Origin of the sequence: Lysinibacillus sp. FSL P4-0201 (assembly GCF_038593425.1) — a bacterium.
GTDB lineage: Bacteria > Bacillota > Bacilli > Bacillales_A > Planococcaceae > Lysinibacillus > Lysinibacillus capsici.
Map to the genome: position 1 here is coordinate 1611102 of NZ_CP151995.1, position 15308 is coordinate 1626409.

Below are 15308 nucleotides of genomic sequence, written 5' to 3' on the forward strand. Positions count from 1 at the left end.
ATGTACAGCACATACATTACAAAGTAGAAAGTGATATGATGAAGGAGATGAAGAAAATGGAAAAGGGTCTCCTAGCGTTATTGAGAAAAGGTGGGCTAACTTTATATGCAAGACACGGAACAGCAACTATTGGTGTAGATCAAGCATATGGTACATTTCAAAGTTGTCAAAATCAACGGAATTTATCCGATCAAGGTCGTAGGGAGGCAATTTATTATGGTCAAATGCTACGCTATTGGCAAATTCCCATCCTTTCCACCATCACTACCAGTCCTTTTTGTCGGACCATTGAAACAGCACGTTTGGCATTTCCCAACAGCAATCTCCAAATTGACCCCTTCTTGTTTGAAATCTTTATGTTAGGTGGCAATCTTCCTACTGTAGTGCAAAGCAGTATATTAACGATTTCTACATCGATGCTGGAAATCATCCCACCCGAGGGCATAAACAACATAATCATTGGGCATAGCTTTCCAAGAAATGCGGGGCTGGGCATCATTTCGAATATGGGGACGGTTGTCATAAAACCTAAAGGTCAAGGACATGGTTATGAGATTGTGAGAAAACTAACCTTAGAAAATCTAGCAGCATTAGATTCCATTTGAAAAGAGGGATTGTATGAAGATTAACACAGTTGCACAATGTACATTAGATGAAGTATTGAAAGCATGGAACAAAGGCTTTGAAGGTTATTTTATTGAAATTAATATGACAGCAGAAATGTTTTTACAGCGACTAGTGGGGGAGGGGTTATCTCCTGAGCATTCTATTGTCGTTTTTGATCAAGAGGAACCGATTGCCATTGTGATGAATGGCTTTCGTACCATCGATGGCCAAAAAACAGCTTGGAATGGTGGGACTGGTATTTCTCCAGCATATCGTGGTAAGGGTGTCTCGCGCCTATTAATGGAGGAAACCCTAGCTATCTATAAGCGAGAAAATGTAGAATTGGGTACGTTAGAAGCCATTAAGGAAAATCAGGTAGCCATTGCCTTGTATGAAAAATATGGCTATGTGGTTGCCAATCAATTATTATTTTTAAGCGGCGAGTATGAAGCAAAGGTAACATCTACAGTAGCCCTTCATATAGCGACCATTCGCCCAGAGCAGCTAGCACATCTATCTTTCTATCGGGAAAATGTTCCTTGGCAGTGTAACTGGCAGAGCGTGAAGCATGGGGAAGCAAAGGTGTTTTATAATGATAACCATGAACCACTTGGCTATATGCTATACAAAACATTGTGGAATGAATATGGTGAGGTGGAGCGTATTCTACTTTATCAAATGGTAATACTAGAGGAAAGTAATGTAGAGTTAATAACACAGTTTTTAGCAAGTATTACAACACATAAAGTCCATTTGACGACAGTGAATTTCTTAGCGAGCAATCCAGCAACGAGCTATTTGTTAAAGCATGGATTAAAGGTGACAACAGAGCAGGTACAGATGACAAAGCAACTATAAGCCAGGCTGTCGTTCAGTATACAAATCAATAAAGAGTGGAAATAGAGCGACGTATGTAAAAAGCAGAGGGAAAAGTAATTACAAAACAACAAGGGCTCCTTATGGTACATGAAGCGCCATAAGGAGTCCCAGCTATGAAAAAATAATTGACCTATTGATTAATTTGAGGGTCTTGGGGTGCCTCATTATTGTTATTATCAGGAGATTTCTTGAGTTGCACCGAATTATTGGATGTGTTCGATAGCGAAGAAGTTCCTTTCGCCAAAGTCAGAACCTTAGCAACATATTCTGTAGATGAATCAAGTTGATTACCGAATGCATCTACTGGTATGCTTAGCGCTTGGCTGACGTTAGAGAGATTATTCGGATAAATTCTGGTGCTATTTGGATTGCTAATAGCATCCTCCAATTTGAAACTATCTGCTTTATCCTTAGGTAACATAAACACTCTATACTCCGTTACGCTTTGACCATTTTTGACATCAAAGCTAATGTTTATATTGTTATATTTATATCCGTCGCCCTGAAGACTGAGTGTTACTTTCTCCACTGATCCAGGGGCTGAAAGGTCTTCCAAAGCAATGTAGGAAGATGGGTAGGATAAGCTATACATTTCCTTAGAATTTCCACCACCTACAGACAAGATGTATACGCGATATTCTTGGCCATTCGTTATAAGTCTTCCGTCTGTATCTCTACTATTAGCCCCCAATTTCACACTATACTGGCCTTTACTCCAACCTGTATAATTAGTTGCTCTAATAGCTGTATTCAGATCAAAGTCATTTGCCTTTGATGCGGGCACAACTAGAATACGGTAACTATCTATATTTGATTCATCAGAAGGTTTTGTAAACGAAATCTGTAGATCTCGACCATCTCCATAATCACCAACATCGCTAACATTAATATTGCTTACTGCCTGAACAGCTTTGCTTTTACTAATTGTAATCACAGGTGAAGGAGAGGATAGAGCGTAGGCATTTAAAGAGTTACCATTTGCAACAGTCAGTACATAGACGCGATAGCTAGTTCCTTCTGTAATAAAATTACCTCGTACATCCCTAATCCCATCCAATGTTCTATTTGCTGCTAAATTTCCACCTTTGCTTTCTGTGATGTAATAAGAGCTACTATTGGCTTGTGAAAGATTAAAGCTACTGTAATATGCAGTTGGTACCATTAAAATCCGATAATGATTAACATTCGATTCATCTGTAGGCTTCGTGAATGTTACTTGCACATCACGGCCATCCCCTTTATCATCGATATCTGCAACATTCAAATTAGTTACAGCTTGCACAGTGAAGTTCTTAGTTAGTGTAACTGTAGACGTTGCGGCAGTTAGCGCATTGTTTCCTAATGTATTTCCATTGGCAACAGTCAGTACATAGATACGGTAGTTCGTACCTTCTTTAATAGTATTTCCGCGCACATCCCGAGTATTTTCAGATAACGCTTGCTCATATGTGTATTTCCCAGATTTATTAACAGTTGTGTAATTGCTGCTGGATACGCTATTAGCATCCGTCAGACTAAAATTATTGTAATTTGCTGTTGGTACCACCATAATTCGATAGTGATTAATAGGTGCCTCATCAACAGCTTTATTGAATGACACAAAGAGGTCACGACCGTTACCATAATCGCTCACATCGCTGGCAATGATATTCGACACTGCACCCACATTGTTGCTAAGCAGCGAAATCATATTGGAGGCTGAAGAAAGCACATTATTTGCAGAGTTATTAGTTACTGCCATAATAAATACACGATAGCTAACGCCATTTTGAATGGCATAACCGTCAGTATCTTTTGCCCCTGCAGAGAGCACCTGAGTAATATTGCTGCCTGTTTTGTTCACTTGTGTGTAATAAGTGCTAGGTAAACTGTTGGCTTTTGTCAATGTAAAGTTCGTATAGTTGTTAGCTCTTACAACAAAAATTCGGTAAGAGTTAACATTAGATTCGTCAGACACTTTGTTGAAGCTAACTCTCAAATCGCGTCCATCGCCAAAATCATTAACATCATCTACTTGTGTAATAGTTGGAGTAGATACAGTAAGCGTTACTGCTAATGAAGCAGGCGAGAGTTTATTCATGCCAGAATTCGTATTACTTACAGACATAACGAACGCTGTGTAGGATTCGTTATTCTTTATAAAGTCACCTGAAGTATCTCGTGTTGAGGAAGACAGAGTTGCTATCAACGTACTGCCGTTGCTTCCTGATTTGTCCACTGTTGTATAATAATTGCTGGATAAATTATTCGCAGTGGTAAGACTAAAATTGTTAGCATCCTTGGTCTTTACTATAAACACACGGTAATTGGAAGTATTGCTATCATTTTGTGGACGAGTAAAGCTAACTGAGACATCACGTCCATCGCCAAAATCGTTAATATCGCTAATCTTCACATTTGTTACTGCGGTAACAGTAGACATGTTTGTTAGAGTAATCTTCGGAGAAGAAGTTGATAATACGCTAGAATAAGAACCTTTACCAATGGCAAGTATATAAACCACATAAGACTGATCATTTTTTATGTAGTCTCCGTCCACATCTCGCGAGTTTTGCGATAAAGTTACGGCACGATTCGCATTTGAAGTCGATACCACCGAATAATTAGAAGAGGAGACTTTAAGAGCTGATGACAAATTAAAACTTTTAGAAGCCTTCACAACCATAACCCGATAATGATCTACATATGATTCTGTAGACGATTTAGAGAAGCTAACCTCAAGATCACGCCCATCTCCCTGATCATTCACATCTCGAACTGACACATTGCTCGCTGGAGCAATACTGATATTACTTGGAGTGTCAGATTTAATAGATACTTGCTGTTTTTCCGAGTTCCAATCAACATCCTGCCCAAGTGCTTCACTGACGAAGCGTACTGGTACCATTGTTCTACCTTTTAATACCTGTGCTGGTACATCAAGCGTTACTGTCTGGTTATTAATAGTAGCTGTCTTCGATTTAATCTTGAGAACTACCGTTGTATCACCTTTTATCCCTGTGACTGTTTGAGTCTTTTGGTCCCAGTTTACGCTTGCATTCAATGCTTCAAAGATCGCTCTAAGTGGTAGCATAACACGTCCTTGAATCATCGCTGGTGGCTGATCGGTTTTTAATTGCACCCCATCCACATTAATTGTGATGGCTTTTGCCGCTTGTGCGGTTGCCGGCTGCAATACTAACGGTACAATAAGTATCACAGCAAAAAGTAAAGTCCATATTTTTTTCATAAATTCCACCCTTCTTCATGCCATTTGAATGACTTAGCATGACATCTAATTTAACGTATGAGCATCCTAAAAGTTTCACCCTTTTACCTTTTGAAGAAAATTTAACCATCATGCAGTTTTGATACTTATTCTGGCTTACTTTCCTTACAAGATGATTGAAAAGAGTAAGGGAATTTTGAGTGGATAACCTCACACTATTCGACGTAGGAGAATTGAATAAAGCAGGTTAAATTGAAGTGTTACAATTTACGGGAAGTGCAATTTTCTTAAAATAACTGCACGACTGTATGTATATTACCAACTAAATTTTTTATGACATATTTTTTGTACACTTTCACCAAACTAATGGAAAGGCAGAGGAAGGTGAAGAGATGCAACAACCATTTGATGTGGGTGATATTGTTTATATTTTTTACCGCAATCCACATATTCAAGATGTAACGAATATACAGGAAGCGGCAGTCGTTTATCATCCAGAAAAACCAGAGGAGCTAGCTCTATTTTTATTTGAAACCTATTATCCAATCACGAATGACATGGTAATTTTTGCAAGCGAGATGGCGGCTGAACAGGCCTATCACCAGTATTTTCATTAAGGGAGGACTCACATGATAAAGCCATTTACCCCTCAGCTTGTTTATTTTGAGCCAGATGCCCTCCAGTATCCATTAGGTCAGGAGCTAAAAGAGAAGTTTGAGCAGATGGGAATTGAAATTCGCTATACAACTTCCCATAATCAAGTGAGAAACCTTCCTGGAGACAATGATTTTCAAAAGTATCGGGTAGCAAAATCGACCTTAGTAGTGGGTATTCGAAAAACATTAAAGTTTGATACATCTAAGCCCTCAGCGGAATATGCCATCCCATTTGCGACTGGCTGTATGGGACATTGTCATTATTGCTATTTACAAACAACTATGGGCAGCAAACCTTATATTCGGACGTATGTCAATGTCGATGAAATCCTAGAACAGGCCGATCACTATATGGCTGAACGAGCACCTGACATCACTCGCTTTGAGGCATCCTGTACTTCTGATATTGTAGGAATTGATCATCTTACGCATACCTTAAAGCGAGCCATTGAGCATTTTGGACAAAGTGAGCTAGGTCAGTTACGATTTGTAACGAAATTCCATCATGTGGATCATTTATTAGATGCCAAGCATAATGGTCGTACAAGGTTTCGTTTTAGTGTCAATGCTGATTATGTGATTAAGCACTTTGAGCCAGGTACATCACCATTGGAAAAGCGCATTGAGGCAGCGGGGAAAGTGGCAAGAGCTGGATACCCACTCGGATTTATTGTTGCGCCAATCTATCTTCATGATGGCTGGCAGGAGGGCTATTATCATATGTTTGAGCGATTGGACGCTGAATTGCCAAAGGATGTGCGCGATGACATCACCTTTGAATTTATTCAACATCGCTTTACAAAGCCTGCAAAACGAGTGATTGAAAAAAATTATCCAATGACAAAGCTAGAACTCGACGAGACGGTAAGACGATATAAATGGGGCAAATATGGCATTGGTAAATATATTTATCAAAAAGAGGAAGAGGAAGACATTAAGGAACATTTGTATGGCTATATGCAGAAATTTTTCCCTCAAGCAAAATTAGAATATTTTACATGATAATTAGAGAGAGAACGGCTTGTTTTCTCTCTAAATTAATTGTGCGATATAAAGTTCAATATATCGACGATCTTTTAAATCGTTTGGTAAATGGTAAAGAGAGAAAAATTGCACTGTCTCTGATTCATTGTAATCAATCACTAAATTACCAAGCACATTTCTTGTATAGAAGACTGCTGTAACGGCGTATAATTCGTCCCCATTCGAAACTTTAAGGTAACAATCCGGACCAGAAAAAACACCTAGTAACTGTAAATCTGTGATGGCTAGTCCTGTCTCTTCTTGTACCTCTCTTTTGGCAGTATCCTCTAAGCTCTCTCCTAATTCCATTAAGCCTCCAGGGAGCCCCCAACCGCCATCATATCTTTTTTGTAGTAATATTTCGTTTTCAGTATTAAGAATGAGAACCACCGAACCAGGTAAAATAATTGGTTGGTGTCCTACATACTGTCTTAAAAATTTATAGTATTCCATAATGACACCTCTTTCTCTAAATAATTATAATTGGTAAATTCTTCTTAATTATGGTCTTTGTATAATCTGAAAGTCAATGGTAACGCTAACATAGATTGTTGTGAAGAAGGAGAGAATACTTGAATGGATTCATTTCAACTAAATTGTTGGTCAGAACATGGAGAACTGAAAGTAGTGATGCTTTGTGCACCTTCACTCGTAGATGTAACGGATTTAACAATAGCAGAGCAGGTTGGTTGGAGTGATACGGTCAACCATCAGAAGGCGATGGATAATTTCATGGCATTAAAGACAACATTCGAAAACGCAGGGGTACATGTACTTGATTATGCAAGAGAACTAGCCCACGATCAGCAGCTATTAAGTGAGCAGCTCCTCAATCGTTATTTTGTGCGTGACCTAGCCTGTGTCATTGGGAATCGGCTTTTACTTGGAAATGCTGGAACCTCACTTAGAAAACCAGAGTACCCTCTTGCACATTCACTATTAGAAAAATGGTTTCCACAACAATGGAAAGCTAATTTGCAGCCGCTTCATTCCTTCGAATGTGGAGATTTGTTAATTTTAAATAAAGATGCTGTACTTATTAATCTTGGAATGAGAACTTCGATAGAAGCTATCGAAAGCTTAAAGGAAGGCATTTTTCAAGAGGGGTTTTCTGAAATTGCCATAATTGATTTACCGAAAAGCAATGATACGCTGCATTTAGATATGAATTGTAATGTTGTAAATGCGAATCTGGTTGTTGCTAAAAGCTTTGTACGCCATTTTCCTATTCAGGTGTTAACAGCTCAAAGCAGTCGTTTTGATATGGTAGAGTCATTTTTAAAGCGTCATGGTTTGGATGTTTACTGGCTGAACTCGTATAAGACCATTCCAGACATCAACTTTATTAACCTGAATCCAGAAACATTGTTGATAAGCAAGCAGGCAACACAACAACAATTATTAGCGCATCCACTGCTGAAGAATAAAAACTTGCTTGAAGTTGATGTCACTGAGCTTGAAAAAGGCGGTGGTGGCATTCGATGTATGACATTGCCATTGGTAAGAACGTAACGAAGGGTTGAGAACAAATGACTTCAAAATCAGCTAAAGGAAGTATGGCCTGGTGGCAGCTTTCGCTTCTTGGTATCGGTTGTACTTTGGGCACTGGCTTTTTTCTTGGGACAAGTATGGCCATTCATAAAAGTGGGCCTGCGGTATTAATACCTTTTTTATTAGCGGCCATTTGTACGTATATCGTGTATGATGCACTTGTTAAAATGTCTGTGGAAAATCCAGATAAAGGCTCTTTTCGTACCTATGCCAAGCAAGCCTTTGGACGCTGGGCAGGATTTAGCAATGGCTGGGTGTACTTGATTTCTGAGCTATTAATCATGGGAAGCCAGTTGATGGCGCTCGGCATTTTTACGAAATTTTGGTTTCCGGCACTGCCCCTGTGGATTGCTGCATCGATTTATGCTGCTATTGGTTTAGTCGTTATTCTCACAGGCATGAAGGGCTTTGAAAATTTCCAAAATATCTTCGGTGCCTTAAAGGCAGCTGCCATCATTATGTTCATTATTGTAGCAGTGGTCATCATCATGAAAGGTACACCATCTACTACAATGGCTTCACTTCAAGCTAATTATGAAGCATTTTTTTCACAAGGACTAAAAGGTATTTGGCTCGGATTACTTTATGCCTTTTATGCCTACGGAGGAATTGAAGTGATGGGTTTAATGGTCATCGATTTGAAAAATCCAAAAGAGGCGCCAAAAGCGGGGAGAATTATGCTGATCGTGATTACCGTTATTTTTATCATGGCCATCGCCCTTGCATTAGTACTCGTTTCGTGGAAAGACTTTTCGATTGATGAAAGTCCTTTTATTACAGCGCTTCAAGGACACCATATCCCTTTTGTGGCAGATATCTTTAATGGTGTGCTAATCATTGCTGGTTTTTCAACAATGGTGGCCTCGCTTTACGCGGTGATCACCATTCTCACTACACTTGCAGAGGATCATGATGCACCGGCAGTCCTTGCAAAGAAAGGAAAAATGAAAGTTCCTTTTCCAGCCTTTTTATTTTTAACGAGTGGGCTAGTAATTACGATTGTAATTGGTTTTTTGATGCCAGAAAAAATCTTCGAATATTTGATTACAGCGGCGGGTTTAATGTTGATCTATAATTGGCTTTTTATTTTAGTAACCTACTGGAAGCTTATGGAGTTAACTAAGTGGGGGCATGTAAAGAATGCTATGGGGATGTTGCTCATTGCTGTGACGGTATCTGGAACTTTAGGTGAAAAAACAAGCAGACTCGGTTTTTATGTGAGCCTGCTCTTTATAGCCTTAATCAGTGTGGCGACCTGGATTGTTGTGAAAAGGCAAAAAAACATTACGTAATGAACCGTTTTCCTGAGACATCCTTAAAAAAGGACATTTGGATGGACTATTGTTATCATCACTTAAGAAGTACTGCTTCCATTCATAACTATCTTCTTGCCCATACCATTTTAAATCTGGATGTCCTGGAACTGTGTCGTAGTCTGCAATCCGCTGACGAATGAGCTTTTTGATTTTTCGCCCAAAGGCTGTGGTGTCGTTTATATCATCGAATATCCAACGGGGTTGAATGGCCATTAATAAAGTGGAAAAATGACGACTCTTTCGCAATTTATGGGCTGGTGTTGCACAAGAGATAAAATAGGGTTCACCATGAAAGCAAAACTCCCATTCATGGTGAGTAGGCTCCATTGGTATTCCTTCAGGCCAATTCATCTCATCCAATTTGGTTAAATTATTTAATATGGACCAAAATAACTGCTGATAATCTGCTACCTCAAAGCTATCTTGCATATCGTGAGGGGTATGAAAGAACACAGTAAGAGTTGTATACTTCCCGAAAGTTCGTGATGCTTTCGTATAGTCCTTTAAGCATTGTGCTAACATTTTAATCGATTGCTCTTCCCGTGGATCCCCGACAAAACTATAGCGCAAATGGTTTGATAAAAAGCCCATTCTTGCTGGTATACACGGAAACGTATTTGCTTCATCCGCAATCGTGGCAGCAAAATCTGTATAGGCTGACCGTTGCCATAATGGAAGTGTATCAAACTGTTCTTCAATCCACTCCCGATCAAACACTACTTCCACTTGAGACTCCTCCTTCTATTCACCTTTATACTATTAAAGAAAAGACAAAGTGGTTACGAATCTGTGGTGCGTGACACTAAAGATTTTTAATGATTCAAGTCAAATTATGGCTAACCTTTTTGCGTGTAAGATGAATAATTCCTTAAAGAAGAATGAGCAGTTTTGGTTTAGAAGTGATCACTCTGAGCAAGGAGATGAGCAATTTGAAGTAAAAGAGAGCGCTTCGAACCAAGAAAAGAACGGCTTTGCATGAAAAGAGAGTGCTTCAAGCCAATAAAAGAGCGGCTTTGAATCAGAAGCGAGCACTTTAAACCAAAGAAAGAGCGGTAGCGATTGAAAAGGGATCACTTAGAGCAAAGGAAAGAGCGGTTTTGAACAAAAAATAATCACTTCGAGCAAAGAAAAGATCGGTTTTGAAAAAATGAACACTTCAAACCAAAGCAAGAGCAATTTCAGTCAAAAAAGATCTCGCCTCCAGCTTCTCCAATAGTAGCGATCACCACACCCGAAAAGCAGCATGGTCTTAGCCGTTTTGCTGTAAAACCTTTTCCTCTAAAATGGTTAGAGCATGTTGGATGTCCTTTAGATCATCCTGTGTTGCGTGTTGAATAAGCTGTAAAAAGCGTTCTTCGATACAGGCAAATGCCTCCTCCATCATTTTTTCACCCTCTTTGGATAAACGGACATACTGCTTTCTGCGGTCGGCTGTGTCGTTAAATTTTTCGATTAGCTGCCGTTCCAGCAATTTCCGAAGTTCACGGCTTGTGTTGGGTAGGGACATATGCTGACATTCACTGATTTCTGTTGGTGTGACAGGTTGGCTTACTTTAATATATTCAAGAATTTTATATTGTAGCGGTGTAATATTCGCAGTGTTAACATTTTGTGTGAGATCATGTGTCACTTGATGGATTGTGGCTGTAAATGCTACAAACTGATGAAATAAAGCGCTTTTATTCAATGGGATCACCTCTTACTGTCAAGATAACAAATAACTTGTCCTAAAACAATTATCATTTGACAACTAAAATGAAATGAATTATTATTTTGTTATCAAATGATAAGTAACGAGGAGGCGCACAATGAAAACGTTAATTGTTTATACATATCCCAACCATAAAAGTTTAAATTATGCTTTTTTACAAGAAGTGATAAAGGGGTGTCGAGAGAATCCTACCATCGAGGAGATTCAGATACTAGATTTATATGAAGAAGAGTTCGATCCACGCTTAATTTTCCATGAACATAAACGACGTCGTGATATGTATCGGGATCCGAAAATGGAAAAATACCGCCAACAGCTCTCTTGGGCAGATCAAATTGTATTTGTTTATCCGATCTGGTGGGGGAGACCGCCAGCCATGCTGTTAGGATATATCGACCAATTATTTGCAGCAAATTTTGCTTATCGAGATACAAAGGGTTTATTTCCAGAGGGTCTTTTAAAAGGGAAATCTGTAGTCTGTGTGTCCACGATGAAGGGGCCAACCAATTATCCATTTTTATGGTTGAACAATGCACATAAAATTTTAATGAAAAGGGCGTTGTTTAAATTTGTTGGAATGAAAAAAGTGAAGTTTTTTGAGTTTGGTAATATGGAAAGTAAAAAGGGGAAGCAACAGCAAAAACTAAATAAAGTATATCGATACTTTAGTAAAGTAGCATACTAGAAAAAATAACTCATGCAGACGGGGTTAGTCGTTTGCATGAGTTGGCGTACTGTCGATGGGGACAGTAATCAAAAATCTTGTATATTCTGCTATTTTACTTTCTACAGCAATGGTTCCATGATGCATCTCAATTATTTTTTTGACAATGGCTAGCCCTAATCCGCTACCGCCATTTCCAGCAGTTCGCGATTGATCGGCCTTATAAAACCTTTCGAAAATATGCTTTTGTTGTTCTTCGGTTAAGCCTATGCCAGTATCTTGAACCTGAACGGTTATCGTGTCGAACTGCTTTTTCATAGATAATGAGATGGTTCCATTGGTAGGTGTAAACTTAATACTGTTTGTCAGCAAATTCATCCAGACTTGATTCATCAAATCCTCATCTGCAGTGATGCTCAGGTTATCAAGATCGAGATCAAAGTCAATCTGTTTGGCTAACCAATTCGGTTCTAGTGCCAGCACAACATTGCGTAGTTGTTTATCGAGTCGATAAGTTATAGGCTCAAATGGATGATGCTGCGATTCTAAGGAAGTTAGCTTGAGTAAATTGTCGCTAATTTTTGATAGACGATTACTTTCTAATTCAATTATAGCTAGATAATGCTGACGTTTTTCTTCAGGTAGGTTAATATTTTTCAAAGCCTTGGCAAAGCCATTAATAGATGTTAAAGGTGATTGAATTTCATGGGAGACATTGGAAATGAACTCCTGACGCATTCTTTCCAGTTCACCTAACTCAACAGCCATATGATTAATACCATGAATCAATTGCCCAAATTGATCCTCCTCATCTGCTCTCAAATCCAGCTGAACATCAAAATCACCTTTTGCCATGCGGCTTAATGCATCTACAATCGTATCCCAATAGTTACGTTGTCGATTTAGTCCGATTAAAAAGATAATGGCAGCTGAACAGGCAAAGAGTGCAAACACCCCAATCACTGTTGCTAGTTGTAGCCAAAATCCATGAGGCTCAGTTCCTAACCGTCCATACAGCCATGAAGTTACATGATAGGAAATAAAAGCGAAAACGGTGTTTGCAATCAGAAACAGGCAAAAGACCAGCGCTAATCTTAACAAGAATCTTCGTTTTCTCATGTGTCTAGTTCCAGGCGGTAACCAAGACCACGAATGGTGCGAATGACAAAGCCACTCGTCTCCTGTGGAAAGCGTTCTCGTATTCTTTTGATATGGACATCAACTGTTCGTTCATCTCCCTCATAGTCGTAGCCCCAGATTTCTTCGATCAACTGTTCACGGGAAAAGGTTTTGCCAACATAGCTTGCAAGTGTAAATAATAGCTCGAACTCCTTCAAACGAAGGAGAATCGTCTCGCCGTTCATTTCCACTTCATGTGTATGGCGATTTAATTTGACATTTCCAGCCTCTACAACTTGAGAAAGGGAGATACGATATCTTTTTAAAATAGACTTAACACGTACGATTAGCTCGGCAGGCTCGAATGGCTTCACAAGATAATCATCTGTCCCTAAATGAAAGCCCTTGATTTTTTGAGAGGTTTCTCCTTTAGCTGTAAGCATAAGGATTGGTAGATCTGTATTGAATGAACGTATTTCCTCACATAATGCCCAGCCATCCATATTGGGCATCATAATGTCCATCACGACCATATCGACTTTTTCAGTGTCTAATTTAGTCAGTGCATCAACACCATCGATAGCCTCTATCACCTCTAAGCCCTCATTTTGCAGAAACACTTTTACCAATTCTCGAATATGTGCATCATCATCCACGACTAATAGTTTTGTCATCTCAACAAACCCCTTTATTCAACGTCTTTAATGCGTAATTGCTGCATGGCAAACTCACGATACATAGCATGTGTTTCAAAGAGAGTTTCGTGTGTACCACAGCCTGTAATATGCCCTTTCTCGATAAACAATATTTGATCGGCATCTACCACTGTCGATAAACGGTGCGCAATGACTAGTGTTGTGCGCCCTTGCATTAAGTTGTCTAATGCCTTTTGTACATAAATTTCTGATTTACTATCTAAGCTTGATGTTGCTTCATCCAGCATTAATATTTGCGGATTACGTAAGAGCGCTCTTGCGATAGAGATACGTTGACGTTGTCCTCCTGACAGCTTGATGCCTCGTTCTCCAACTTCAGTGTCAAACTTGTCTGGAAGCTCGTTAATAAATTGATCTGCATAGGCCATTTTTGCCACTTTTTCTAGCTCATCATCTTGCACTTCACGGTCTATACCATAGCAAATATTTTCTCGAATTGTTCCTGATAGCAGGGCACTTTCCTGCGCCACATAGCCGATTTGACTGCGCCAAGAGTGGAGTGAGAATGTTTCGATTGGTGTATCTCCTAGTGTGATACTGCCGTTCGTTGGCCGATAATATCGTTCTAGCAGTGAAAATGTGGTTGTTTTACCGCCGCCGCTTGGTCCAACGATGGCTGTTACTTTGCCTGGCTCAATTGTGAAGTTAATATCGGATAAAATGGGTTCCTCACCATAAGAAAAATCAACATTTTTAAGATAAATGGGTTGATCTACTTTTTCTACTGTTAAGCCTTCTTCAATATGTTCTTCCTCGTATTCAAGCAATGCACTAATTCGTTCTGTAGCACCCATGGCTTTTTGGAGCTGGGTAAAGAACATCGTTAATTGCGTCATTGGCATAATGATTTGGATTAAATATAAAATAAATGCCACCATATCGCCAGCCGTCAGCTCTCCAGAGGAAACACGGACACCACCATAGCCAATAATAGCTACAAGCACAGACATCAGAACGAATGAAATCAGCGGGGAAATCAGTGCATGAATTTTTGCTTCTTTTAAGCCAAATGTAAAGAGATTGGTAATGCCCTTTTTTCCACGCTCATATTCAATTTGCTCAGCATTTGAAGCCTTGACTAGGCGCGTTTCAGGTAAAACTTGATTTAATACAGACGTAAATTTTGCTGTTTCATCTTGCATCCCTTTTGAAATCACAAACATGCGTCGTCCTAACAACATTAAGATCACCATAGCCAGTGGTACGGCAATCAGCATGACTAATGTCATTTTCCAATCTAAAAATAGAAGAATGATGATAGAACCTATAATGGAAATAACGCCAGATAAACAGTTTGCTAAATGCTCTGTTATAAGCTCTTTCACAACCCCTGTGTCATTCGTAACACGGCTCAATGTTTCGCCTGTATTATGTTCATCATAATAGGAGATTGGTAAATGCAACAGCTTTCGCCATAGCTGGTCGCGTAATTTTGCCACAACATGATGTCCAACTCGATTTAAATAATAGATGGATAATCCACTGGCAATAGCCTGTGCGATAAAGGCAATACCCAATACAATAATTTGCCAATAATTAAGCGATTCTAACGAAAAGCCATCCACTAATTGTTTTGTAAATAATGGAACAATAAACCCTACACCTGTTGTTGCTAAACTCATCACTAAAGCGATGACAAGTAGCCATATCGGTGGTTCGGCACGTTTTACTAACTGTATAAAACGGCGCCAATCTTTTTGTTTAGACATATCATTTGATGTTTCTTGCAAAGAAATAAGCCTCCTTCATTGTCTGAAAACAATGTATTTCGTTTCTATGGCTTTACTATAGCATGCGTTTATGAACTGAATATGAAATGAATGGTCATCAAAAAAAGGTGATGCGATCACCACCTTTTG

General features: G+C 39.2%; 14 protein-coding genes. 7 read left to right on the top strand and 7 right to left on the bottom strand.

All coding sequences use genetic code 11. The features are described from left to right. The first annotated feature begins 56 nt into the window (after nucleotides 1-56). Together MKY76_RS07875 and MKY76_RS07880 are read left to right on the top strand one after the other, a co-directional pair. Nucleotides 57-605 carry a histidine phosphatase family protein gene (locus MKY76_RS07875; protein ID WP_048389924.1) on the top strand — a complete coding sequence of 183 codons (549 nt, stop codon included), beginning with the start codon at nucleotides 57-59 and terminating at the stop codon, nucleotides 603-605. 13 nt (nucleotides 606-618) lie between these two features. After that, nucleotides 619-1464, top strand: a complete 846-nt coding sequence (locus tag MKY76_RS07880) for a GNAT family N-acetyltransferase (RefSeq protein WP_342557625.1) — start codon at nucleotides 619-621, stop codon at nucleotides 1462-1464. A gap of 151 nt (nucleotides 1465-1615) precedes the next feature. On the opposite strand, the gene MKY76_RS07885 is transcribed toward MKY76_RS07880, so the two are convergent. Then, nucleotides 1616-4714: a copper amine oxidase N-terminal domain-containing protein gene (locus MKY76_RS07885; RefSeq protein ID WP_342557626.1), complete on the bottom strand. Its 3099-nt coding sequence runs from the start codon at nucleotides 4712-4714 to the stop codon at nucleotides 1616-1618. A 371-nt stretch (nucleotides 4715-5085) separates the two neighbouring features. On the opposite strand from MKY76_RS07885, the gene MKY76_RS07890 reads away from it, so the two are divergent. Together MKY76_RS07890 and splB are read left to right on the top strand one after the other, a co-directional pair. Then, nucleotides 5086-5310: a transcriptional regulator SplA domain-containing protein gene (locus MKY76_RS07890; protein WP_004232790.1), complete on the top strand. Its 225-nt coding sequence runs from the start codon at nucleotides 5086-5088 to the stop codon at nucleotides 5308-5310. Nucleotides 5311-5322: 12 nt separating this feature from the next. Beyond that, nucleotides 5323-6351 (top strand): spore photoproduct lyase, encoded by a 1029-nt coding sequence (splB, locus tag MKY76_RS07895; protein ID WP_112117699.1) that lies wholly within the window; start codon nucleotides 5323-5325, stop codon nucleotides 6349-6351. Between the two features lie 30 nt (nucleotides 6352-6381). Here splB and MKY76_RS07900 read toward each other — a convergent pair whose 3' ends face one another. After that, the gene (locus tag MKY76_RS07900) at nucleotides 6382-6825 is read right to left on the bottom strand and encodes an NUDIX hydrolase (protein WP_342557627.1); all 444 of its coding nucleotides are present in this window, start codon (nucleotides 6823-6825) and stop codon (nucleotides 6382-6384) included. A 123-nt stretch (nucleotides 6826-6948) separates the two neighbouring features. Between MKY76_RS07900 and MKY76_RS07905 the strand changes: the two genes are divergently transcribed. Together MKY76_RS07905 and MKY76_RS07910 are read left to right on the top strand one after the other, a co-directional pair. Next, nucleotides 6949-7884: an arginine deiminase family protein gene (locus MKY76_RS07905; RefSeq protein ID WP_048389934.1), complete on the top strand. Its 936-nt coding sequence runs from the start codon at nucleotides 6949-6951 to the stop codon at nucleotides 7882-7884. 17 nt (nucleotides 7885-7901) lie between these two features. Continuing rightward, complete coding sequence (locus MKY76_RS07910; RefSeq protein WP_328012012.1) at nucleotides 7902-9215, top strand: amino acid permease; 1314 nt, start codon at nucleotides 7902-7904, stop codon at nucleotides 9213-9215. Here the strand turns inward: MKY76_RS07910 and MKY76_RS07915 are convergent. Together MKY76_RS07915 and MKY76_RS07920 are read right to left on the bottom strand one after the other, a co-directional pair. Beyond that, nucleotides 9162-9965, bottom strand: coding sequence for a YqcI/YcgG family protein (locus tag MKY76_RS07915; protein ID WP_342557628.1), 804 nt, complete (start codon nucleotides 9963-9965; stop codon nucleotides 9162-9164). The genes MKY76_RS07910 and MKY76_RS07915 overlap by 54 nt on opposite strands. A gap of 523 nt (nucleotides 9966-10488) precedes the next feature. Continuing rightward, nucleotides 10489-10926 carry a MarR family transcriptional regulator gene (locus MKY76_RS07920; RefSeq protein ID WP_115673420.1) on the bottom strand — a complete coding sequence of 146 codons (438 nt, stop codon included), beginning with the start codon at nucleotides 10924-10926 and terminating at the stop codon, nucleotides 10489-10491. Between the two features lie 121 nt (nucleotides 10927-11047). Here MKY76_RS07920 and MKY76_RS07925 point away from each other — a divergent pair, with 121 nt between their 5' ends. Next, nucleotides 11048-11635 (top strand): NAD(P)H-dependent oxidoreductase, encoded by a 588-nt coding sequence (locus MKY76_RS07925; protein ID WP_054550751.1) that lies wholly within the window; start codon nucleotides 11048-11050, stop codon nucleotides 11633-11635. 24 nt (nucleotides 11636-11659) lie between these two features. On the opposite strand, the gene MKY76_RS07930 is transcribed toward MKY76_RS07925, so the two are convergent. Genes MKY76_RS07930 through MKY76_RS07940 form a run of 3 tightly spaced genes read right to left on the bottom strand, consistent with a single transcriptional unit; the run spans nucleotide 11660 to nucleotide 15179 of the window. Beyond that, complete coding sequence (locus MKY76_RS07930) at nucleotides 11660-12733, bottom strand: HAMP domain-containing sensor histidine kinase (RefSeq protein ID WP_208644728.1); 1074 nt, start codon at nucleotides 12731-12733, stop codon at nucleotides 11660-11662. After that, a complete protein-coding gene (locus MKY76_RS07935; RefSeq protein WP_257961392.1) occupies nucleotides 12730-13407 on the bottom strand; it encodes a response regulator transcription factor in 678 nt (225 codons plus the stop codon). Before MKY76_RS07935 ends, MKY76_RS07930 begins: the two co-directional genes overlap by 4 nt. A 14-nt stretch (nucleotides 13408-13421) precedes the next feature. After that, nucleotides 13422-15179: an ABC transporter ATP-binding protein gene (locus MKY76_RS07940; RefSeq protein WP_342557629.1), complete on the bottom strand. Its 1758-nt coding sequence runs from the start codon at nucleotides 15177-15179 to the stop codon at nucleotides 13422-13424. Between the last annotated feature and the right edge of the window lie 129 nt (nucleotides 15180-15308).

Excerpts from the sequence above, each read along its gene's own strand:
- MKY76_RS07875 (WP_048389924.1), top strand. The coding sequence starts at position 57 with ATGGAAAAGGGTCTCCTAGCGTTATTGAGAAAAGGTGGGCTAACTTTA.
- MKY76_RS07880 (WP_342557625.1), top strand. The coding sequence starts at position 619 with ATGAAGATTAACACAGTTGCACAATGTACATTAGATGAAGTATTGAAA.
- MKY76_RS07885 (WP_342557626.1), bottom strand. The coding sequence starts at position 4,714 with ATGAAAAAAATATGGACTTTACTTTTTGCTGTGATACTTATTGTACCG.
- MKY76_RS07890 (WP_004232790.1), top strand. The coding sequence starts at position 5,086 with ATGCAACAACCATTTGATGTGGGTGATATTGTTTATATTTTTTACCGC.
- splB (WP_112117699.1), top strand. The coding sequence starts at position 5,323 with ATGATAAAGCCATTTACCCCTCAGCTTGTTTATTTTGAGCCAGATGCC.
- MKY76_RS07900 (WP_342557627.1), bottom strand. The coding sequence starts at position 6,825 with ATGGAATACTATAAATTTTTAAGACAGTATGTAGGACACCAACCAATT.
- MKY76_RS07905 (WP_048389934.1), top strand. The coding sequence starts at position 6,949 with ATGGATTCATTTCAACTAAATTGTTGGTCAGAACATGGAGAACTGAAA.
- MKY76_RS07910 (WP_328012012.1), top strand. The coding sequence starts at position 7,902 with ATGACTTCAAAATCAGCTAAAGGAAGTATGGCCTGGTGGCAGCTTTCG.
- MKY76_RS07925 (WP_054550751.1), top strand. The coding sequence starts at position 11,048 with ATGAAAACGTTAATTGTTTATACATATCCCAACCATAAAAGTTTAAAT.
- MKY76_RS07930 (WP_208644728.1), bottom strand. The coding sequence starts at position 12,733 with ATGAGAAAACGAAGATTCTTGTTAAGATTAGCGCTGGTCTTTTGCCTG.
- MKY76_RS07935 (WP_257961392.1), bottom strand. The coding sequence starts at position 13,407 with ATGACAAAACTATTAGTCGTGGATGATGATGCACATATTCGAGAATTG.